Consider the following 22,516-nt stretch of genomic DNA (forward strand, 5'->3'; position numbering starts at 1 on the left):
TTTACTTTTTATTCATTAGTAAAGATAATGCTTAAAATGTTACAGAATTTATCACTGAATGTGGGGATAAATAGCAAATTCTAATTATTTTTTAATGAAAAGATTTTCAATTTTTTCATATTCTCCATCTACAAAATACTGAAGATATTCTAATGACATCTGAAAGTCGATTGACCAAATTTCATCAAGAACCACTTTTTGTTTTCTTCCCAAAAGCCCGAAAAAGATTTTCACATTTTTAGGTCTGTTATACCATAAAGAAAATTCCAACACTTTTTCTTTATTATAATCGGCTGTTAAGCAAAAAGATCTCTGATTTTGAACGCATGTAAAATCTAGCGAAGGATTGTAATATATCGACTCTTGACCTAAGCTGTCTGAAAATTTCAACTGCTCTATCCAAGGATAATTTTTTGCTATTTCTAAAACATTCTTCGGCGAGATTATTTCTTTTTTGTATTCGATTTCTTCTTTATCCGGATGGCAAATAGAATAAGTAAAAGTATTCATGATTGTAATTTATAGTTTTAAAATCTTCTTAATTTCAGTGTAAAGAACATTCAGGTATTCATTTTCCGGTGGGCAATTACCATTAGAATAATTTCTGTAATCCCCATTATGAAGCGCCTGAAAAACAATTCCGAATCCGTCTGTGCATAATACTTTTAAATCATACGTTTTTTTCTCCCAAAACTTATTTTTATTTAAAACATTCTCGAAATCATTAAATTCTTTTTCCGTAAGTCTTCTATTCACACATACGGTAATCGGATAATCTAATTCGTTAGTTTTTTCATTATAAATCGGTTGAGCAATCTCATGAGAAATCAAAAAATATCCTGATTTTCTTTTTTCAACATTGGTAAAAATTATTTTTCCAAATGCAGACCATTTATAGAATTGATAGATTTTATCTTTAGGATCTGTTTTTTCAAAAATATGAACACATTCCAGATATTTTAACCCGGTTTGTTTTAAATATCTTTCACAATCTTCTTTAACGATTTTCTGCGAGAAGACTTGAACTGAGAAAAACACTAAGCCCAATAACATTAAATTTTTCATCATGTTAATTTTTTTAAATATACTAATATGAAAGAAAATTTTGAACATCAAAATATATGTTTGTAAGCAAACAACTTTGCCGGAAGTTACCAACAAAATGTTTATAACTAAACAACTTTTACTTTTGTTTCAAACAAGCCGTTTGCAACAAAACACAGTTAACGGAGGTTCCAAACAAACTGTTGGAGACAAAAGTAATTTGCGTTTTGTTCCCCGCAATTTGTTTGGAACAAAACAACAATAATTTCGCATTAAAACAACTCAAAAATATACTAAATTGATAATTATAACAACAATTAATTATCATTAAAACAAAATCCCCAAATAAAAATTCTTTGGGGATTTTGTTTATTCTACAGCTAATATTTGATATCCTTGTATCAGCTTGAATGTTTTTCATAATGAAATGAAGAAAAATATATTGAAACCTTTTAGGAATAACTTCTCAATACGATTTTTTGCAAAAATCTACTCGAAGTGACGATGTTTCAATATTATCAATTTACTTCACTTCAACAAAATTATCTTCAGGATTTACATCTGCCATTCTTTCGCTGAAATCTATTCCTAAAACTTTTAGCTGAGATTTATTGTATGGAACAGTTAAAGTATATTCTTTCTGCGTCCAAGGCCAGTATTTTAAAGTAGTAAACTCACCGAATGTATCTTTGGTTTTCCAGGTATGAGTCATATTTAACGGAATGTGATAATTTACTATTTTGTTATCATTTGTAAGTATGCTGAAATCAATAGGCATCGGAACCTGGCTGTTGTTAACTAAAGTTATCGTTGTAGATTTATCGCCGTATTGCACGTCTTTTATTCCGTAATCGATGGTTTTTATCGTATTGATCCAGTAATGATGGAACCATTTCAGATCCATCCCCGAAACTTTTTGTGCAATATGCAGGAAGTCTCTGTCAGAAGGATGTTTCATGCTCCATTCTTTGAAATATTCGGTCATGATCTTAGCCAGATTTTCTTCTCCTACAATGTATCCTAACTGTACCAGATACAATTCACCTTTCACATAGCTTGCAAAACTATATGCTGTTCCGTTATCGTGATGATCACCCAGCCAGACTGCAGGCTCTTCAATTCCTCTTTTTACAATATTTCTGTAGGCATCAATTTTTTCAACGAAAGCATTCGGTCTATTGTCTTTCGGCGGGAATAACTGATGCATTACCAAACTTTCGGCGTAGCTTGTAAACCCTTCATCCATCCATGGTCTTAAAGGTTCGTTGGTTGCCAACATCTGCTGATACCATGAATGAGAACCTTCATGAGCCATCAATCCCATCAAATCTTCAATGTTTTTTGCTTCACCCAAAATCATCGTACACATTCCGTATTCCATTCCGCCATCACCGCCCTGAATGAAGGCGTAAGAAGGATAAGCATATTTCCCGAATTTAGAATTCATGATCTGGAAATATTTAGTGACATAAGGTTTTGCTTCGCCCCAAGCTTTTGTTTTATCATTTTTCTGATACACAAAATATACTTTCGGACCTTGTGGAACATCAAAACTTTCTACCGAATAATCTCTATCTGCAGCCCAGGCAAAATCGAGCATGTTTTTGGCAGTCCATTTCCAGGTGGCTTTATTTTTATCAGCCTTAATTTTTGCAGAAGCATCATACCCTTTTACATCAGAAGGATTTAAAAGCGTTCCTCCTGCTCCTACTATATAATCTTTATTAATTTTAATATTAACCTCAAAATCTGCAAACGGTGCGTGAAATTCTCTTCCTACATAATCGAAAGTTGCCCATCCGTCGTAATCGTATTCTGCAATCTTAGGATACCACTGTGTCATTGTCATATCTACTCCTTCGCGGTTGTTTCTTCCGGATCTTCTGATTTGTTGCGGAATTACAGCATCCCATTCCATGGTGAAAGTTGTTTCCGAATTGGCTTTGATGGGCTTATCAAGATATACTTTCATGATGGTTTCCTGAATTTCGAATTTAAGATTCTTTCCATCCTGCTTAATCCAGTGAATATTCTGTGCGCCTTCCTGATTTTTAGGAATGGAAGCCAGCCTTGAAACTCCGTCTTTCTGTAATCTGGAATCCCCGTTTTTCCCCTGACTTGCCACTCTTTGATCCATCATCGAATTTGGTTTAAAAGCATTCCAATATAAATGGAAATACACCACATCGAGTTCATCGGGTGAATTGTTTTGGTATTTTAAGGTCTGAGTTCCTTTGTAAGTAAATTCTTCTGCATTGACGTCGATATCCATTTTATATTGTGCAGCCTGCTGATAATAGGCTTTTTGCTGAGCCTGAAACTGCGAAATAACAAACGCAAAAAGGATGATTAACGATTTTTTCATTGGTAATTTTTTATTTGTCTAAAGGTAAGTAATTTTTGAAAAAGCTTCAAAGAAGGAGTTTTGTTGAGGTTTAGATATGGCTTTCATGTGATGGTTAAATAAGTTCCCACAGATTTCACGGATTTTCGCGGATGATTGCGTATATATTTAAACACAAATTTCACTAATGAAAGGCGCAAATAAGCACTATTATTTTGTGTCATTCGTGAAAAAATATTTGTGTCATTTGTGTTTAATTCAACAGTTTTTTAATCAAAGTAATTTGTCCTAAATGATAATAAGAATGCTCAATCATTCCGTCAATATTTCTTAAATAAGTTCCGTATTTTTCATCAACAAAAACTTCATTCATTTTAGAATCGGGCATTTGTTCTAATAAAGAGGCGAATTTTTCGGCATCATTCCAAAGTTTATTTACTAATTGTTCCCATTGCTGCTGAGATTCAACCGGAGGAAGATCAAAGCTGAACTGATCTCTGATTTCCAGATCACCACCTTCAAAAACATTGACCAATCCTGCAATATAATAATCAATATGAAAAGTGAGCATAGCAATCGTGTTCAAAGAACCGATCTTCGTTGTTGCCTGTTCCCAAGTCACATCTGCAAGCTGGTCTTTAAAATTGGTATTGGCAATCCATTTTCCATCCAGCAAAACTTCCCTGAATCTTTTGGCTAATTGTGATGTTGTGCTCATTGTTTTGTTTTTTCTAAAGATAATTATTTTTGGTTTCCCGCAGAGTTCACAGATTTTCGCAGATGATTGAGCATAGAATTTTTGTAATATTGAGCATATTTAAACACAAATTTCACAAATAAAAAAGCACAAATAGGCACTATTACTTTGTGTTATTCGTGAAAAATATTTGTGCTATTTGTGGTTAAAAATAAAAAACCTCAAATGAAAAACATTGAGGTTCATATATTTGAAATCATACGATTATTTCTTAGCAGAAGTTTCTTTCGCTCCGCTTTGTAAAATTTTCTCTAAGATTTTTAAAGTAATCAGATAGGTTGGCTTTACTCCGGTTAATCCTAAACCTCCTGAAGAAAGTGTAGAACCTGTTTCCAAAGGATTATCTGAAGCGTAATAGGCGTACATTACAAATAAATCCGGGGAAATATGATGTCTGATTTTAGAAGCTACCTGAATTGCTTTCTGGTAATGTGCTCCTTCCATTTCAAGTCCGATTGCCTTCCATGAAGTGTTCATAAAATACTGAAGAATATCTCGGTTCTGAAGTGATGTTCCCAAAACGGTAATCATCGGTCCTTCGAAAGCCTGCAATTCGTCATCTACGAAATCTTCTTTTTTCAAAGCATTTTCAAACGGATAATTATCGGCAGTTCCTTCAAAAATATGAGACGTAGGAATCATAATATCACCTTTTCCGCCTTCAAGAATTCCGGCTTTACCCATGATAGAAACTGATTTTACCTTCATCATATATACCTCACCTTTTTGTTCGAATGGTCTTAAAAGTTCATCCATTACTTCAAAAGCCTGCTCACCGAAAGCGTAATCGAAAACCAAAACAACATCATCACCATTAAATTTAGCATTGCTGAATGGTGTATTTTTTAAATCAATTTTACTTAAATCGATAATCTGAACATCAATATTACTTCCGCTTTTATCGTCGATATAAATTAAACCTTGCTCCAGTGAGTATTTTAAGACTTTTTCACGAAGATCTTTTTTGTTTGAGATCTCTTCGTAAAGCTTATAATCTACTTCTTTAGATTGTTTTTTCTTTAAAGCATCATTTCCAAAAAGCATGTTTTTTACAGAATGCATATTGGCAGAAATAATATGAAGCGGTCTCATGTGAAGATCGTTTTCAAATAAAACTTCTTTCACTTTGTTTGCCCATTTTTCACCAAAATAGTGATGCCCTACTCTTTCTTTAAGAATTGCAGAGAAATAAATTTCTCTTTCACGGCTTTGCTTTGCATCTTCAAGACTTACTTTACCTAAATGATAAATGATCTTAAATAATCTGTCCGGATTTTCGTCATCGCCAAAAGTGTTGTAAGCGTTTAACGTTTCATCAAAAGTTCTTCCGATTAAAGAAGAAAGATGAATCAAAGCCACTTCTTTTTCTCTTCTGCTGAATTTTTTCTCGCCTTTTACAACTTCTTCGATGATTTTGAAAGCTCTTGTCGGCTTCCAGTTTTCATCCTGGATAAATGCAAGGTTTCTGATTTTATCAGCTTCTATAAATAAGAACGTTAAATGCGTAAGAATATCATAGATTTCTGAACGGCCCAAAAGAACTTCAATATTCATTTGATGTTCATCGATTCGGTAACAGTTTCTTCTTCTCTTTTTAGGAACGATCGGCTCAAAACTTCCTTTATCAAAACCTTCATCTGATGTAAGATGAATGAAAGCACATTCTTCAATACCTTCTGGAAGCCTGTCTAAAACATACATCAAACCATCCAATTCCAATTTGCTTGGAATGCTCATGGTACCGTAAATTTCCGGATTGATCGTCTTCAACAAACTTCTAATGCTTTCTCCCGAAACTCCGCTTGGCTTGAAAAAACCTCTATAAAACAGGTGTCTCATAGATATGTATAGTCTTTCAATTGCCTCGGTGGTTTCTCTTGCTCTAGAATTTGTCATATATTAAAATTTTTATAAAAAGTCTCGCAAGTTACGAAAAATATTTTTAATTTTTTAATTAATTTATTTTCAGAAACTTACATATTTCGCCTTAATATTTAGTTAGCCGATCAAGGCTTTTTAAAAATACTATTTATCGGGATAAAGAGAAAGAAATCAAGAATAATTTTTATTCATATTAAAATAAACATATAAAGTAACCGTTTTCGATATATCGTTTTCCTACTTCCTGACACTTTTTCAAACACAATGATCTGCGACAAATAAAAATTCATAAAAAAGATAGCTCCCCCTAAAAAAAAACAGCAATTATCTTAAATTAGATTAATTTTACAAAATACCATCATAAAAAATTAGGGGGTATTTTATTTTTAAACTATATTTTTTGTAGATTTGCAGAGTAAAATCAAACCCAATATGTCAACTTTAAGATTCAAAGCGTTAGAAACTTTACCATTTAAGGACTTTAGAAAAGATAATTCTATCGAAGTTCCTGTGAAATTGTCTGAACTATTCTGTCAAAATGTTTTCTCTGAAGAAACCATGAGAGAATATTTGACGAAAGWGGCATTCCAATCCATTTTGGATGCGATGAAAAAAGGAACTAAAATCCAAAGACACATTGCAGATCAGGTAGCTGTAGCGATGAAAGACTGGGCAATGAGCAAAGGTGTAACGCACTATACTCACTGGTTTCAGCCATTAACAGGAAGTACTGCAGAAAAACACGATTCTTTCTTCACTCCAATCGAAGGAGGAAGAGCCATCGAAAGATTCAGCGGAAACTTATTGATTCAGCAGGAGCCGGATGCGTCTTCTTTCCCGAACGGAGGAATCAGAAATACTTTCGAAGCGAGAGGTTACACAGCTTGGGATCCTACATCTCCGGCGTTTATTATGGGAACTACTTTATGTATTCCATCAATCTTTATTTCTTACACGGGAGAAACTTTAGATTACAAAGCTCCTTTATTAAGAGCTTTGAATGCTGTAGACGAAGCTGCAACCAACGTAATGCAGTATTTTGATAAAAATGTAACAAAAGTAACTCCTACTTTAGGTTGGGAGCAAGAATATTTCCTGGTTGATTCAGCATTGTATCAATCTCGTCCGGATTTAGTTTTAACTGGTAAAACTTTATTAGGACACTCTCCTGCAAAAGGACAGCAATTGGATGACCATTATTTTGGTTCAATTCCTACAAGAGTAATGAACTTCATGAAAGAATTGGAAGTTGAATGTATGAAACTGGGAATTCCTGTAACAACAAGACACAACGAAGTAGCTCCAAACCAATTTGAACTTGCTCCGATGTTTGAAGAAGTAAACGTTGCTGTTGACCACAACTCTTTGTTGATGGACGTAATGGCGAGAATTGCACACAGACACCATTTCCATATTTTATTCCACGAAAAACCATTCGCAGGAGTAAACGGGAGCGGAAAGCACAACAACTGGTCTTTAGCGACTGACACAGGTGAAAACTTGCTAAGCCCGGGAAAAAATCCTAAGAAAAACTTACAGTTCTTAACATTCTTCGTTAATACCATTAAAGCAGTTCACGAATATGCAGATCTTTTAAGAGCAAGTATCGCATCTGCAAGTAACGACCACAGATTAGGCGCAAACGAAGCTCCACCTGCAATTATTTCTGTATTTATCGGAAGCCAGTTATTCAGAGTTTTGGAAGAGCTTGAAAAAGTAACGGAAGGTAAACTTTCACCGGACGAAAAAACAGATCTTAAATTAAATGTAGTTGGAAAAATCCCTGAAATCTTGTTGGATAACACCGACAGAAACAGAACTTCTCCGTTTGCATTTACAGGAAACAAATTCGAGATCAGAGCAGTAGGTTCTGCAGCAAACTGTGCTGAATCTATGACAGTAATGAATACAATCGCTGCAAAACAATTAAACGATTTCAAAAAAGAAGTTGATGCTTTAATTGAAAAAGGTCTTAAAAAAGACGAAGCCATCTTTAATGTATTGAGAGAATACATCAAGCAGTGTAAAAACATCATGTTTGAAGGTGACGGATATTCTGAAGACTGGGCTTTAGAAGCTGAAAAGAGAGGTTTAAATAATTTAAAAACCACTCCGGAAGCGCTTAAGCAAGAAATGGATCAGAAATTCTTGGATCTTTACGAAGAAATCGGAGTTTTCACACACAGAGAAGTTGAGGCGAGAAACGAAATCAAATTAGAAAAATACTCTACGGTTATTGATATCGAAGCAAGAGTTTTGAGTGACATCGCAAGAAACCACATTATTCCTTCAGCTTTAAAATATCAGAACAGATTAATTGAGAACGTAAAAGGTCTTAAAGAAATCTTCGGAGATAAAGAATTTAAAACACTGGCGAAAGAGCAAATGAGCTTAATTGCAAGCATTTCTGAAAATGTTTCAGCAATTAAAGTTGGGGTTGAAGACCTTATCGCAGCAAGAGAAGCGGCAAAAGCTGTAACCGAAAGTCAGACGCAGGCAGAAGACTACTGCAACAAAGTAAAGCCTTTATTTGACGTAATCAGAGATGCTTCTGACGATCTTGAAATGATGGTGGATGATGAGCTTTGGCCAATGACGAAATATAGAGAAATGTTATTTACTAGATAACATCTGTAAAGTTCCATATTAGTGAAGGTTCCCTGGTTTCCGGGGAACTTTTTTTATAATTTGTTAATAGCCTTTTAAGAGTTTTTAAAATGTATAAAATCCGATGAATAAAGGAAAGTTGATCAATTTTGTTAAAAAATCTTAATAAAAAAAACCGCTACTCCACGAAAAAAGGGAGATAGCGGTTTGTTTTTCTTTAACATAACAAAGCATTATGTTAAAATGTGTTAAATCAAGAAGCTGACAATTATCATATCAGGCTCCTTTTATAAGGAATATCTACTTTTGTATTGCTTTAGAAAAATAAATATACCTTTTTAACACGGATAATCAAATTTATATGAAGAAAAGAGTTTTGTTTTATTTAGTTGCATTTGTGTCTACTATCTCGTTACAATCATGTGTTACAAACTATGTAGTTTCAAAACCAGCAACTTACACTAAAGAATACAAAACAGATGCCAAACTTGCTGCAATAGATACTAAGATAGAGAATGATAAAAAGTTGTTAATCAACTCTTTCATTTCTGAAAAAGCAGCGGTGCTGGCAAACGCAAAAAATTCTTTAAAAAATTCTGAAATCGCAAAAGCGATCAAACATAATAAGACCATTGATAATATTTTGGCAGAAGCTCAGACTTACCTTGGAACTCCTTACAGATACGGGGGAACAACAAGAAACGGGATCGACTGTTCAGCATTTGTACTATCGGTTTTCGGAGCTGCAGCAGGTCTTACATTACCAAGAGTAGCAGCATCTCAGTCTCAGGAAGGTGAAGCGATCGATAAAGAAAACCTTCAGAAAGGAGATTTAATTTTCTTTTCTCACGGAAAAAGAATTTCTCACGTAGGAATTGTAGAAGATGTAACAGAAGAAGGTGAAGTAAAGTTTATACATGCAGCCACATCAAAAGGGGTAATGATCTCATCACTGAATGATTCTTACTGGGGACCAAAATACAGGTTTGCCAAAAGAGTAATCAACGAGAACGGAGAAAATTACAACAACTTAGCATCTACTAGTTTTTAGTCTTAAATAATTGATTATATAAATGAAGCCATCAGATTTTGATGGCTTTAATTTTTTACAAATCTATTTCAAAAACACTGATAAATTTTTAACGCAAAGTTTAAATGATCTAATGAAGCCTGCTTAATCAGCGACTTGTCGCAATTCTTTGCTCCTTAAAATCTAAATTATTTAAATAAAAACTTTGCGTTTGAAATGAAATATAATCTGTAGAAGTATGAATTAAATTAACTGTTTTTATCAATTTCTATATCAAGCTGTCGAAGAAGCCCGTGAATTTCAGAAAGTGAAAATTTGGTCTTTTTAAGCTTGTTAGATTCAGGATTAATGGTATAATTGAAAGAAGTTCTCAAATCGGTTTTTTCTAAATTGGTTCTTTCGAATGTTGCTCCGCTAAAATCACAATTTGAGAACACAGAATTAGACAGATCACATTCGGCAAAATCAACTTCAATTAGTTTAGAATTTTTAAATAACGTTCTTTTAATCGTCGTTTTATAAAAAACAGAATTATTTAAAGCGCATCCTTCAAACCTGAAAGACATTCCAAATTCGTTGCAATCGTCGAAATGCATTCCGAACATTTTACAATCTTTAAAAATAACGTCACGRAAAGCAGTTCCTGCCAATTTGGTCATGCTTAAATTGCAGTCAATAAATTCGCAATCAGTAAATTTAAAATGTGAAAAATCAGCGTACTCAAAATTGCAGTTTTGGAAAGTACAGTTTTCGTATTCGCCTAAATCTAAAGACTTCTGAGTGAAATCAATGTTTTCAAAATTTTCGTCAGTGATATAAGCTTCTCTCATCATCGTTATTTAATTTTAGAATTAATTGTTTGAGGCTCAAAAATAGGCCTCTCGCTGATTTTGCAGATGGAGCAGATTTAATATAAAAAAATTTGAAGAAAGCTTGTCAACGTCCATCATCCAACATCTAACTTCCATCTTTAAACCAAACTGTTTTTATCTGCGTAATGAAGTTTAAAGAAAATAAAAGTCATCATAGAAAAGGCAAGCAAAGAACTTCCTCCGTAACTGAAGTAAGGCAACGGAATCCCAACGGTCGGAAACAAGCCCATAACCATGCCTAAATTGATCGAAAAGTGCATCAGGAGAATAGATGCAAAGCAATACCCGAAAACCCTGTTAAATACCGATTTCTGCTTTTCTGCGAGATAATAAATCCGACCAATGAAAACCATGTAAGCAAAAACCAGAACTACGCTTCCTACAAAGCCCCATTCTTCACCTACGGTACAAAAAATATAATCGGTTTCCTGCTCCGGAACAAATTTCCCCTGCGTTACAGAACCTTCACGGAATCCTTTGCCAAACATTCCTCCGGAACCGATCGCTGTTTTTGAATACAACAAGTTATACCCAGAAGTGTCCCGAAATTCTTTTTCACCTTTATATAAAACCTCTACCCGTTCCTGCTGATGTTTTGGTAATTTATCAAAAATAACGGGCGAAACAAATGATAAAGCCGCCAGTAAAAGAACAACTCCTACTCCAGGCAACAGATTATAAATATTTTTACGAAGAAGAGCCGCATTAAACAAAAACCACAAAAGACCGATGAAAATAATAAAAACAGTGAAATACCATAAACTCCATTTCAACGGATCATTCAGATAATTTGCGATAAGAAATACCGCACCGAAAAGTCCTCCTATTAAAAATAATTTCCCGGAAAGACCTTCTCTGTATAATGCAATAAAAAACGCAGTAAAAACAAGGAGCGACCCAACATCGGGAATCGACAATACAACAACAGCAGGAATACCAATAATTGCCAAAGCGGTTAATAATGACTTCCTATTTTTAAGATCAAAATCTGCTCCTGAAACATAATTTGCCAGCATTAAAGCCGTGCCGATTTTTGAAAATTCTACCGGTTGCATGGTAAAGCTCCCGAATTTGTACCAGTTTTTCTGCCCGAGAATTTCTGTTCCGAAAACATGAAGACCGGCAAGCATTAAAACTCCGCCAATATAGATGATCCCCGACATATTTTCGAAAAATTTGCTTCTGCTGAAGAAAATAATTAATCCTACAAAAATTGAAATCCCGAAAAAGATCAGTTGCTTTTTACCTAAACCTTCATCTACACTGTAAATATTGGCTATTGCAAATACACAAAGCAAAAAATACAACCCAAGACCTAATTTATCTATTCCTTCTGTCCACTTCATGGTTTTACAGGTTTTTGAGGTTTTACATTTTGGGCTTTTTGCAGTTTTTCTTTTGCTTTTTTCACAAGATTCAGGCTGTCCTGCATTCTTTTAAGCTTTAAAGAATCCGGTTTTGGTTCTTTATACAAACCTTTCCTTTTCAGGTCGGCAATCCATTGTCTTTTATATTCGGGCATGAAACTCGATGTGATCATTTTTTTGTAAAGATGTTCACGTTTAAGATCTCCGGTAATATATTTTTCGGCAATTACTGTACAAGCAGGTCCAGCCCAGGTTGCTCCGAATCCGGCATGTTCCATTACAGCAACCACCACAATTTTTGGTTTTTCTGCAGGAGCAATCAAAACAAAGATCGAATTATCTTTTCCTTGCGGAACCTGTGCCGTTCCGGTTTTTGCAAGCTGAGTAAAGTCGCTTGATTTTAATCCTCTTGCAGTTCCGTTTAAAACTACCGCTTCCATACCTTTTAAAACAGGCCCGAAATGTTTTGGATCAACCAAGGTCTGGTGCTTTTTTTTGAATCTTGGATCAGGATTTGGTCTTCCGTCAATTGATTTTACAATATGTGGTGTGTAATACCAACCTCTGTTGGCAATTGCTGCTACATAATTAGCCAGCTGAATAGGCGTAACCAAAACATCACCCTGTCCCATTCCGTTGTAAATGGCTCCGGTTGACATTTCGTCCCAGTTTTTGTAATCTGTTCTGGTAGAACCGTTTGCTTTGATAATTGCCTTAAATCTTCTTTCATAAAAATCTCCGGAAGGGATTCTTCCTTTTGCACCAACCGCAAAATCGTTATTCAGAAATTCGCCAACCCCAAAGCTGCTCATGATTTTTTTCCATTCATCAACACCTTTAGACGGATTTCCCGGATATTTTTTAATGATAGCAATAAAAGCATAGGTAAAGAAACAGTTGCTCGAAACCTGAATGGAAGGAATCAAAGGATCTGCTCCACCGTGACCTTTAATTCTTTTACCTTTATAATAAAAACCGCCACCGCAAGGGAAAATTGTTTTTTCATCCATCACGCCCATCTGCATTGCAGCTAAAGCCGTCAATAATTTAAAAGTAGATCCGGGAGGATATCCTGCCTGTAAAGCACGGTCAAAAGTTGGTTTATTTTCATAAATTGTATCTTTTGAAAGTGCATAAAGGTTTTTAGATTTATTAGGTCCGGTAAAAAGGTTGGGATCAATATCCGGTCCGGTTGCCGAGACTAAAACTTCGCCATTATTAGGATCTAAAGCTACGATAGCGCCGTGTTTATTAACGAGCATTTCTTCAGCCATTCTCTGAAGATCGTAATCAATCGTTAAAGTAATATCTTTTCCGGTGATAACGTCTTTATCTAAAGAACCATTCTTGTAAGGTCCTACATTTCTGAGCTTAATGTCTTTTTGAATATATTTTATTCCTTTTACACCACGAAGCTCTTTTTCGTAGGCTTTTTCAATACCTGTTTTACCAATAAGGTCACCCGGAAGATAATAAGTAGAGTCTTTTTTAATTTCTCTGTCGTTTACTTCACTTGTATATCCTAAAAGGTTTCCGGAAGTAGAAACTTCGTACTGTCTCTGCGGACGCTGAACAATACTGAAAGCCGGATATTTGAAAATAATCTCCTGAACTCTTGCAATCTCTTCTCTGCTCAGATCTTTAATAAAAGTCATCGGAGTGAGTCTGGAATAATATTTTTCTGCTTTAATTAAATTAATTCTTTTAATGAAATCTCTCTTGTCAATTTTCATTAAACTACAGAAAGCCAAAGTATCAAAATCAGGTTTCATCAAAGCCTGGGTAAAAGAAATTTCATAAGCAGGCTGGTTTCCTACCATAATTTTTCCGTTTCTGTCGAAAATAACGCCGCGTTGCGGAATGATATATTCGGTTTTGATGGAAGTATTGGCTGCATTGAGCGCATAACGGTCTGTAAACAGCTGCAAATAAGAAAGCCTTGCTACAAAAATGAGAGCAATGACAATGAGAATCGTTAAGATTTTTATATGGCGTGCGTTCAAACTTTCTGTTTGATTTTAAAAATTAATGCGTAAACTATGATAAATATAAAGGAAATTCCGCTAGTTACCAACACATTAAGTAAGATTTCAAAAATTCTGCTGAATTTAAAAAACTCGATATACTGCACCAAAAGCTGATGCAGAAAGATACTTGAGAACAAAAACAGTAAAAACTGTGACCATTGCAAAGATTGAAATGAAAAGAAATCTGTGGAAGTATCTGTAGACGTACGGAAAATCAACGTACGGAAATAAGCGATCATAGTAGTTGCCAAAGCATTAATTCCCCAAGAATACAAAAAGGCATCAATCGACAAACCGATCAGAAAGCTTAAGGCCAAAAACTGAAATCTATTCCTGAAGAAAGGATAAAACATGACAAAAACGGGATACAAAACCGGCGTGAATTTACCGAACAACGTAATCCTGTTCAGTACAAAAATCTGTAATGCAACAAGAAAAGCCATGATCAAAAGATCTGTAAATACGGTTCTGCTAATCATTTTCTTTCTTTATTACAGCCTGCATGGTATCCTGAATTTTCTGAACCTCAGCTTTTTTAAGATTTTTAACAACGTAAACTTTGTTTAAAGCTCCCATTTTTTCACTTAATTCTACAGAAATATCCCAAAACCCTGTTTTATTATCTACGGTGTAACCCGCAATCTTACCAATCATAACTCCTTTAGGAAAAATCGCCGATTTACCGTCGGTCTCTATCGTATCCCCAATTTTCAGAGAAACATATTTTGGCACATCTGCCAAATGCATCACACGTGAGTTATCTCCTTTCCATGTTAATGTTCCGAAATAACCTGAATTTTTTAATGCAGCATTGATCCTGATTTTATTAACACTCAAAACAGATTGTACCAAAGCGTAACTTTCGGTAGAATTAATAACAATTCCGGCAATTCCTTTCGGAGCCATTACACCCATTTGCGGATAAACTCCGTCTTTTGTACCACGGTTGATCGTAAAGTAATTGTTTCTTCTGTTGATACTGTTAAAAACAATTTCGCCATCTACAAAAGTATAGATCTGACCGCCTCCCAAAGTATCGTGCACTCTTCTGAATTGCGGATTTGCAGTACCCTGTTTCCCGTAAAGCTCGCCCATTAAAGCCTTATTCTGGGCAACAAGATCTTCGTTAACCTGTTTTAATTTAAGATAAGAAACACCTTCATCAATCCCTCCGGAAACCCACGAATTGAAAGCCGCAGTCTGCCCTGCAAGCCATGATTGCTGCATGGCATTTTTAGAGAATATCAAAATGAGAGCAATAATTTGCAGGAAAATAAAGAATACAAAAAGAGCATTCTTAGAAAATAATCTCAGCAAAAATCCCATTCAGATAAAAAGTCGTAAAAAGTTAAAATTATTTAATTAAGAAATTGAATTTATCCATATTCTTAAGTGCAATACCCGTTCCGCGAACAACCGCTCTCAAAGGATCTTCTGCCACGAAAACTGGTAATCCTGTTTTCTTGTGTAATCTGTCTGCAAGACCTCTCAGTAAAGCACCACCACCTGCAAGATAAATACCTGTTTTATAAATATCTGCAGCCAATTCAGGCGGTGTAAGAGAAAGAGTCTCCATTACAGAATCTTCAATTCTGATAATTGATTTATCTAAAGCACGAGCGATCTCTTTATAGCCAACCATAATTTCTTTTGGTTTACCGGTAATAAGATCTCTACCTTGTACCGGAATATCGTCGATATCAACGTCTAAATCTTCAACTGCAGAACCTACTTCAATTTTCACTCTTTCAGCAGTTCTTTCTCCGATATATAAATTGTGGTGTGTTCTTAAGAAATAGGCAATATCGTTAGTAAATACATCACCTGCAATTTTCACAGATTTATCACAAACAATACCTCCCAAAGCAACTACAGCGATCTCGGTAGTACCGCCACCTATGTCGATAATCATATTACCTTCAGGTTTTTGCACATCAATACCAACTCCTATTGCAGCAGCCATTGGCTCGTAAATCAGACGTACTTCTTTTGCGTTTACTTTTTGTGCAGAATCTCGTACCGCTCTTTTCTCAACTTCCGTAATTCCTGAAGGAATACAGATTACGATTCTTAAAGCCGGCTGAATAAATCTCCCTTTGATTCCCGGAATTTTTTTGATAAATTCTTTGATCATGTGCTCCGAAGCATGGAAATCTGCAATAACCCCGTCTTTCAAAGGACGGATGGTTTTTATATCTTCATGGGTTTTACCCTGCATATGTTTTGCCTGTTCACCAACAGCAATCGGCTTTCCTGTAGAACGCTCTATTGCAACGATAGAGGGCTGATCTATAACAATTTTATTATTATGGATGATAAGCGTGTTGGCAGTTCCAAGGTCTATCGCAATTTCTTGCGTAAACATATCGAATAAACTCATAATTTTCTCCTTGATTTAAGTTTACAAATATATAAATTTAAGGCTACTAAAAAATATTATAGGATAGATAATTTGGTTAAATTTTTATTAAAATTTGCACAGTACATAAACCTAGTTGATCTTGTTTATATACATTCTAAATTGCGTCTCGTTGGGATATTTATAGCTTTTTACGATAATTATCATACAGACTTTCACAGACCCAATAGCTAAAAATTATGTAAATTTGCGGTTGCTTATGATACAGTATTCCAATATACATCAGACATCAAATTTTGCCGTGTTATCGATCAGTTACGAAAAAGCTGATGTAGAAACGAGGGGGAAATTTGCTTTTTTTGATGACAATATTAAAAACTTTGTCACCCGAATTCATGATGAGAATTTAGGGGACGCGTTTGTGGTTTCCACATGCAACAGAACCGAGATCTATACCACCTCGCCCAATTATCTTTTGGTTGCCGAAGAATACTGCAAATCGATCGGGGTAAATTTTTCAGATTTTTTACGTTTTGCCAATATTTTCACAAAAGAAGAAGCGTTGCAGCATCTCTTCAGGGTTTCAGCAGGACTGGAAAGCCAGATTATCGGAGATTTTGAGATCATCGGGCAAATTAAGAAGGCGTATGCAAGATTTAAAAAAGAAAGAAAAAACTCCAATCCTTTTTTAGAAAGATCGATTAACTCTGCCATTCAGATTTCAAAAAGAATAAAAAACGAAACGGGAATTTCAAACGGAGCTGCTTCTGTATCTTACGCAGCCGTTCATTACATTTTAAACAATCAGAAAAGAATTACCGAAAAAAACATTCTTCTTCTCGGTGTTGGTGAAATTGGTCAAAATACTGTTGAAAATTTAGTAAAGCACGTTTATCAGCCTAAAATAAAAATCGCTAACCGAACCCAGGAGAAAGCCGCCAAAATTTCCGAAAAATATAATATCCCTAATATTGATTACAATGATTTTGAAAAGGAATTAGAAAACACCGATATTTTAATTGTTGCAACGGGAGCAAAAACGCCAATCATCAACAAATCTCATTTAAAAACCGGAAAAGAAATTTTAATTATTGATCTTTCGATTCCTCATAATGTTGATAAAAATGTTTCAGAAGCTGAAAATGTTATATTAATCGATGTTGATGAGCTTTCAAAGCAAATTCAGGAGACGATTCAGCAAAGAGAAAAAGAGATCCCAAAAGCCGAAGTTATTATTAAAGAAATGACCAAAGACTTCCTGGAGTGGGAAAAAAAGAGAAAACTGGCGCCAAACATCCATCATTTTAAAGCGGTGCTAAAAAATATGGAACGCAACGAAATGCATAATTTTTACAGAAAAAATAAGTACATCAATATCAACGACATGGAGCTTTCTGACAAGATGATCCAGAAAATAACCAACCGTTTTGCAAAATATATTATCGATAATCCTTTAAAAGCCGAAGAAATTAGTAAATTAATGCACGAAATTTTAGTTGAACAACCCAATAACGAATTCAATGAAAAGCATTAGAATAGGAACCCGAAATTCTGCACTTGCACTTTGGCAGGCAAGAGAAGTGGCAAGACATCTGCAAAACCTTAATTATCTTACAGAGATCGTCCCGATCGTTTCTTCAGGTGATAAAAATCTCAACCAGCCTCTTTATTCTTTAGGAATTACAGGGGTTTTCACAAGGGATCTTGACATTGCATTGCTTAATGATGAAATTGATATTGCGGTGCATTCCCTAAAAGACGTACCCACAAAATTACCCGAAAACATAGAAATCGTTGCTTATCTTGAAAGAGATCATCCGCAGGATGTTTTAATTAAAAGAAAATCGGCAATCAATAAAGAATTTCATGAGCTTAAACTGGCAACAAGCAGTTTAAGAAGAAGGGCTTTCTGGCTTAAGAATTATCCTGACACAGAATTTTTTGACATCAGAGGAAATATTCAGACCAGGCTTCAGAAGCTTGAAGAGCAAGATTTTGATGCGACCATTTTATCTCTTGCCGGAATTAAAAGAATGAAAATGGATATCGATTACGAATTTATTCCGTTCATGATTCCTGCGCCGTCACAAGGTGTGGTTGCCGTTGCCGGACATTCCGATAAAAAAGAAATTAACGATATCCTGAAGAAAATCAGCCACAAACAGACCCAAATCTGTGTAGAAATCGAAAGAAATTTCCTGAGCACTCTTGAAGGCGGTTGTACTGCACCAATCGGGGCTTTTGCCGAAAAAATTGAAAACCAAATCAGGTTTAAAGCTGCTCTTTGCTCGCTTGACGGGAAAAACTATATCGCAACCGRCGAAAGTTTTGAATACAATGAAGAAGAAAATTTTGGTGAAAAGTTTGCCAATATCGTTTTGGAAAACGGGGGTAAAGAATTGATGGCGGAAATTAAAAGTCAGATTTAGGTTTTAGGCAAAATTAAGATTTTCTGAATCTTAACATTTCTTTATGCTTCAAGAATCTTCATGTTTAAAATTAATTTTTGAACTTTACAGAACTGTTTTTCAATTTTAAATTTTAAGCCGATGAAAAAGTTCTTTTCAATCTTCATTTTTCTGTTTTTTATTTTTATTGCGAATGCTCAGAATCAGTTTGCACAAAAATTATCTGATGCGGCTTTAAGTTTAACGAAAGATAAAGTTACTTACGACCCTGCTTATTTCACGATCAAATACCCGAATGGCGATGTTCCGGCTGACAAAGGCGTTTGTACAGACGTCGTAATAAGAGCTTACAGAAAATTAGGGATTGATCTTCAAAAGGAAGTGCATGAAGATATGAAGAAGAATTTTTCTAAATATCCTAAAAACTGGGGTTTAAAAAGACCGGATACGAATATCGACCACAGAAGAGTTCCAAACCTAAGAGTTTTCTTTGCGAAATTTGGTAAATCAAAACCAGCAGATCAAAACCCTGCTTCTTACGTTCCGGGAGATATTGTAACCTGGCTTCTTCCCGGAAATTTAACGCACATCGGAATTGTTGTGAATAAAAAATCTGCAGACGGAAAAAGATATTTAATTGTACATAACATCGGAGCAGGGCAAGTTCTAGAAGATTGTTTATTTAAATTTACAATTACCGGACATTACCAGTATTCAAAATAATTTTATCATGAAAAAGGTAATTTTTGTTTTCTTTTTATTTGTTTTAAATTTTGTTCCGGCGCAAAACTCAGATTTAAAGATCATTGAAAAGCCCATCAATTATTCTGCGGAAAGAATTAAATTAAGTCTGGAATATCTAAAAGAACATCACGGTTTAACTCAAAAAACGCCGACGATTGTTCCGAAAATAATCGTTTTACACTACACAGCGGGAGGAACCGTAGAAAGCAACTTTAAATATTTCAATAAAACCCATCTTGAAAGTGCGAGAAATACTTTAAAAAAACAAAGTACCTTAAATGTTTCTTCACAATACATCATCGACCGCGACGGAACCATTTATCAATTGATGGAGCCAACTCGGTTTGCAAGACACACGATCGGATTAAATTATTGCGCCATCGGAATTGAAAATATCGGGAGCAAAAAACAACCGCTTACCGAAAAACAGGTTGAAGCCAACGCACAGCTGGTAAGATATTTAACAAAAAAATACAAGATCGAATACCTCATCGGTCATTCTGAATACGGGGCTTTCAGAAATTCTAAATTATGGAAAGAATCTGACCCGAAATATTTCACAGGAAAAGAAGATCCGGGAAAAGACTTTATGAAAAAAGTAAGGGTATTGATTGATGATTTAAATTTAAAAGATAAACCTTAATTCTTATTTTCCATTATATTTTACATTATTTAAATATAATTCTGGTGTTTTATTAATTTAATCACTAAATTAAATTTAAAAAATATTAATCTTAATACAACCTCTTGTTTTGTGTTAAAAATTCATTTTTTTATTATATTTGTTATTAATTTGTCATTTAATTTAAACAATTATAATATTATGAATAAAACTCTACTTTTTTTATCTGTCTTTTTTGCAGGACATTTTTTTGCGCAGTTTAGTGTAGACAATATTATTGAAGTTCCTTTTCACAAAAACTTAGCAAATGATAAGCCTGCAGAAATGATCGCTGCTGACTTTAACAATGATGGCAATATGGACGTCGTTGTCGACGGAGATTTACCTTTGAATCAATCCGGTTTTATCCAGTTCAACTCAAAACCTATCTTTTTTTCAGGTAACGGATCATCAAATCTCATCCCTTTGACTACAGCTTTTGCACATCCCGGAAACTCATCTTTCATATGTGATGCTGCCGATTACAACAAAGACGGCTTTGCAGATATTCTGGTTGCTGATTTTTGGGCAAACGGAATGCGGCTGTACAACGGAAACGGCGACTTCACCTTTACGCTTGCTCACACTTTACCAACCGGAGTACATGGCGCAAAGGGTAAGTTTAATGATATTGATCAAGACGGGGATCTCGACATCGTCAATATAAGTTCAGGATCTGCCGCAGTAGTCACCCTGCATGTTTTTGAAAATCTTGGGAATACTTTCAACAAATCGAGTTCGGCAACTATTACAGGAACAGATTTTCATCAGCCAGACCATGGCTACAATATTGTATTTTTTATCCTTGATCTCAACAGAGATAATCGGCATGATGTTATAAGTTTTTCTACAGACGGAGCAGCCAACAACAAGGAAAGAATGAACAGCTGGATACAGAATGTCGACAAAACATTTACAGCTGAAGTACAGATAATTTCTTCGGACATGCAAAACACTGTTAATGAACGGTTTACTTACTGGATCAAAGATGTAAACGGAGACCATCATAAAGATCTCCTTTTCATTGATGATATACATAGTAAAAGCGTAAAGGTAGCCTACTCCGAGCCGCAGACTCCTCATTTTGGAACCTCAGCAGATTTTCAGGGACCTTCCTTTGGTGGAGGCGGAGGTTTTCTCGGCTATTTTTTACAAAAGGCAGTATGGGGAGATGTTGACAATGACGGAGAAGAAGATTTTGTAACCCATAACAGATTTTATGCGCCAAATCAAAACAGTTTTGAAGTTATAAAAGATCCGCTGAACATCAATGGCAACTTCAGTAGACTCACATTAGATATGGAGAATACAGAGGTTGAAAAACATGGACACGGATTACTTTTAGCCGATCTTGATAATGACAATGACCTGGAACTGGTTTCCCTTGGAAATGACGATATATTACGTATTTTCAACAACAAAACCTTATTAGCTGAAGCAATCGAAGAAGGATGTTCAGAAAAAGACATTAAAATTTATCCGAGTCCGGCCAAAGAATATATTCATATCGACATGTGTGAATCTCAATCTGCAGACATTCTTAGCGTTCAGATTTATGGAATGAATGGTGACCTTATCGCAACCGTTCCGCAGGAAGAATGGAAAAATCCTATTTCTACTTCCGGGTTAATTGCCGGTGCGTATGTAATTCGTATAGAAATGAGCAACAAAAAAATATTCAGTAAAAAATTTTTAAAGGAATAAAACAATAAATATAAACAAGCAAATCGATAATCTTGGTTTGCTGTTTTTTTATAAAAATTTGCAGACTTTCCGAAATTAAGAGAAGCATCAAAAAAACAGACAAATAAATCATATTCGGTTACATTGTTCGTAACTTTGCTGACAAGTTTTTTTAATAAAATAAACATCTGCTCTTCAGTTTTTTTTAACGCAACAGATAATGAAAATCTTATTCACCAAAAATGTAGACCGGCAATACATCTCCGAAAAATTAGGAAATGACATTTCTGTAGATTACTTCGTAAAAACGGTTTTGGAACATTCAAGGTTCTGAAAAACGCAGAAATATTGTCTCAATTTATTATTGAAAACTGCGTTCACGAAAAATTCATTCATTTTTGCGGAAATTTGGCATTGGATGTTTTAGACAAAGAGCTTCCGCTGCAGAATATTTCGTATAAAAAAGTCACTGTTTATGAGACCGAAGCGCTTAATCCTGTGATACATGAAAAATATCATGCGATAGTTTTTTTTAGCCCGAGCGGAGTTCGTAGTTTTGCGAAAAATAATTCTTTAGAAAATGCCATCCTTTTTTCGATAGGTGAAACCACTTCTAAAGAGATAAGAAAACATACAAATTCTGAGATTTTTACAAGTCAGGAAAATACTTTATTAAACATATTGTCGGTCATAAAAAACAGATTGGTGAAAGATCTTTCATAAGCCATCTAC

Annotated in this window: 19 protein-coding genes; 8 read left to right on the top strand and 11 right to left on the bottom strand. The window is 34.9% G+C overall.

Annotated elements, in window-relative coordinates; genetic code table 11:
• Positions 1-84 precede the first annotated feature (84 nt).
• The 5 genes from AB4Y90_RS01620 to AB4Y90_RS01640 form a co-directional block, all read right to left on the bottom strand.
• Positions 85-510, bottom strand: a complete 426-nt coding sequence (locus AB4Y90_RS01620) for a hypothetical protein (RefSeq protein ID WP_441555487.1) — start codon at positions 508-510, stop codon at positions 85-87.
• Positions 511-519: 9 nt separating this feature from the next.
• Positions 520-1,068 carry a hypothetical protein gene (locus AB4Y90_RS01625; RefSeq protein ID WP_441555488.1) on the bottom strand — a complete coding sequence of 183 codons (549 nt, stop codon included), beginning with the start codon at positions 1,066-1,068 and terminating at the stop codon, positions 520-522.
• A 499-nt stretch (positions 1,069-1,567) separates the two neighbouring features.
• Positions 1,568-3,409 (bottom strand): M1 family metallopeptidase, encoded by a 1,842-nt coding sequence (locus AB4Y90_RS01630; protein ID WP_441555490.1) that lies wholly within the window; start codon positions 3,407-3,409, stop codon positions 1,568-1,570.
• Positions 3,410-3,641: 232 nt separating this feature from the next.
• Positions 3,642-4,106 carry a DUF1572 domain-containing protein gene (locus AB4Y90_RS01635; protein ID WP_441555491.1) on the bottom strand — a complete coding sequence of 155 codons (465 nt, stop codon included), beginning with the start codon at positions 4,104-4,106 and terminating at the stop codon, positions 3,642-3,644.
• A 243-nt stretch (positions 4,107-4,349) separates the two neighbouring features.
• A complete protein-coding gene (locus tag AB4Y90_RS01640) occupies positions 4,350-6,041 on the bottom strand; it encodes a DUF6909 family protein (protein ID WP_441555492.1) in 1,692 nt (563 codons plus the stop codon).
• 417 nt (positions 6,042-6,458) lie between these two features.
• Between AB4Y90_RS01640 and AB4Y90_RS01645 the strand changes: the two genes are divergently transcribed.
• Together AB4Y90_RS01645 and AB4Y90_RS01650 are read left to right on the top strand one after the other, a co-directional pair.
• Positions 6,459-8,654: a glutamine synthetase III family protein gene (locus tag AB4Y90_RS01645; RefSeq protein ID WP_441555493.1), complete on the top strand. Its 2,196-nt coding sequence runs from the start codon at positions 6,459-6,461 to the stop codon at positions 8,652-8,654.
• 340 nt (positions 8,655-8,994) lie between these two features.
• Positions 8,995-9,684 (top strand): C40 family peptidase, encoded by a 690-nt coding sequence (locus tag AB4Y90_RS01650; RefSeq protein WP_441555494.1) that lies wholly within the window; start codon positions 8,995-8,997, stop codon positions 9,682-9,684.
• A gap of 227 nt (positions 9,685-9,911) precedes the next feature.
• Here the strand turns inward: AB4Y90_RS01650 and AB4Y90_RS01655 are convergent, their stop codons facing one another.
• The 6 genes from AB4Y90_RS01655 to AB4Y90_RS01680 form a co-directional block, all read right to left on the bottom strand.
• Complete coding sequence (locus tag AB4Y90_RS01655; RefSeq protein ID WP_441555495.1) at positions 9,912-10,496, bottom strand: pentapeptide repeat-containing protein; 585 nt, start codon at positions 10,494-10,496, stop codon at positions 9,912-9,914.
• A 137-nt stretch (positions 10,497-10,633) separates the two neighbouring features.
• A complete protein-coding gene (gene rodA / locus AB4Y90_RS01660) occupies positions 10,634-11,881 on the bottom strand; it encodes a rod shape-determining protein RodA (RefSeq protein WP_441555496.1) in 1,248 nt (415 codons plus the stop codon).
• Positions 11,878-13,905 carry a peptidoglycan D,D-transpeptidase FtsI family protein gene (locus AB4Y90_RS01665; protein ID WP_441555497.1) on the bottom strand — a complete coding sequence of 676 codons (2,028 nt, stop codon included), beginning with the start codon at positions 13,903-13,905 and terminating at the stop codon, positions 11,878-11,880. Before AB4Y90_RS01665 ends, rodA begins: the two co-directional genes overlap by 4 nt.
• Complete coding sequence (locus AB4Y90_RS01670) at positions 13,902-14,408, bottom strand: rod shape-determining protein MreD (protein WP_441555498.1); 507 nt, start codon at positions 14,406-14,408, stop codon at positions 13,902-13,904. Before AB4Y90_RS01670 ends, AB4Y90_RS01665 begins: the two co-directional genes overlap by 4 nt.
• Positions 14,401-15,255 carry a rod shape-determining protein MreC gene (gene mreC, locus AB4Y90_RS01675; protein WP_441555499.1) on the bottom strand — a complete coding sequence of 285 codons (855 nt, stop codon included), beginning with the start codon at positions 15,253-15,255 and terminating at the stop codon, positions 14,401-14,403. Before mreC ends, AB4Y90_RS01670 begins: the two co-directional genes overlap by 8 nt.
• A 28-nt stretch (positions 15,256-15,283) precedes the next feature.
• A complete protein-coding gene (locus AB4Y90_RS01680; RefSeq protein ID WP_066678895.1) occupies positions 15,284-16,309 on the bottom strand; it encodes a rod shape-determining protein in 1,026 nt (341 codons plus the stop codon).
• A gap of 238 nt (positions 16,310-16,547) precedes the next feature.
• On the opposite strand from AB4Y90_RS01680, the gene hemA reads away from it, so the two are divergent.
• The 6 genes from hemA (at position 16,548) to AB4Y90_RS01710 (ending at position 22,507) form a co-directional block, all read left to right on the top strand.
• Positions 16,548-17,822, top strand: coding sequence for a glutamyl-tRNA reductase (gene hemA / locus AB4Y90_RS01685; protein ID WP_441555501.1), 1,275 nt, complete (start codon positions 16,548-16,550; stop codon positions 17,820-17,822).
• Positions 17,809-18,717: a hydroxymethylbilane synthase gene (gene hemC, locus AB4Y90_RS01690; RefSeq protein WP_441555503.1), complete on the top strand. Its 909-nt coding sequence runs from the start codon at positions 17,809-17,811 to the stop codon at positions 18,715-18,717. The genes hemA and hemC overlap by 14 nt, the downstream gene beginning before the upstream one ends.
• A 120-nt stretch (positions 18,718-18,837) precedes the next feature.
• Complete coding sequence (locus AB4Y90_RS01695) at positions 18,838-19,419, top strand: DUF1287 domain-containing protein (RefSeq protein WP_441555505.1); 582 nt, start codon at positions 18,838-18,840, stop codon at positions 19,417-19,419.
• Positions 19,420-19,426: 7 nt separating this feature from the next.
• Positions 19,427-20,083, top strand: a complete 657-nt coding sequence (locus AB4Y90_RS01700) for a peptidoglycan recognition protein family protein (RefSeq protein WP_441555506.1) — start codon at positions 19,427-19,429, stop codon at positions 20,081-20,083.
• Between the two features lie 180 nt (positions 20,084-20,263).
• Positions 20,264-21,805 (top strand): T9SS type A sorting domain-containing protein, encoded by a 1,542-nt coding sequence (locus tag AB4Y90_RS01705; protein ID WP_441555507.1) that lies wholly within the window; start codon positions 20,264-20,266, stop codon positions 21,803-21,805.
• Between the two features lie 327 nt (positions 21,806-22,132).
• A complete protein-coding gene (locus AB4Y90_RS01710) occupies positions 22,133-22,507 on the top strand; it encodes a uroporphyrinogen-III synthase (RefSeq protein WP_441555509.1) in 375 nt (124 codons plus the stop codon).
• The last annotated feature ends 9 nt before the right edge of the window (positions 22,508-22,516 follow it).

Source organism: Chryseobacterium sp. 2TAF14 (genome assembly GCF_052115105.1).
Taxonomy (GTDB): domain Bacteria; phylum Bacteroidota; class Bacteroidia; order Flavobacteriales; family Weeksellaceae; genus Chryseobacterium.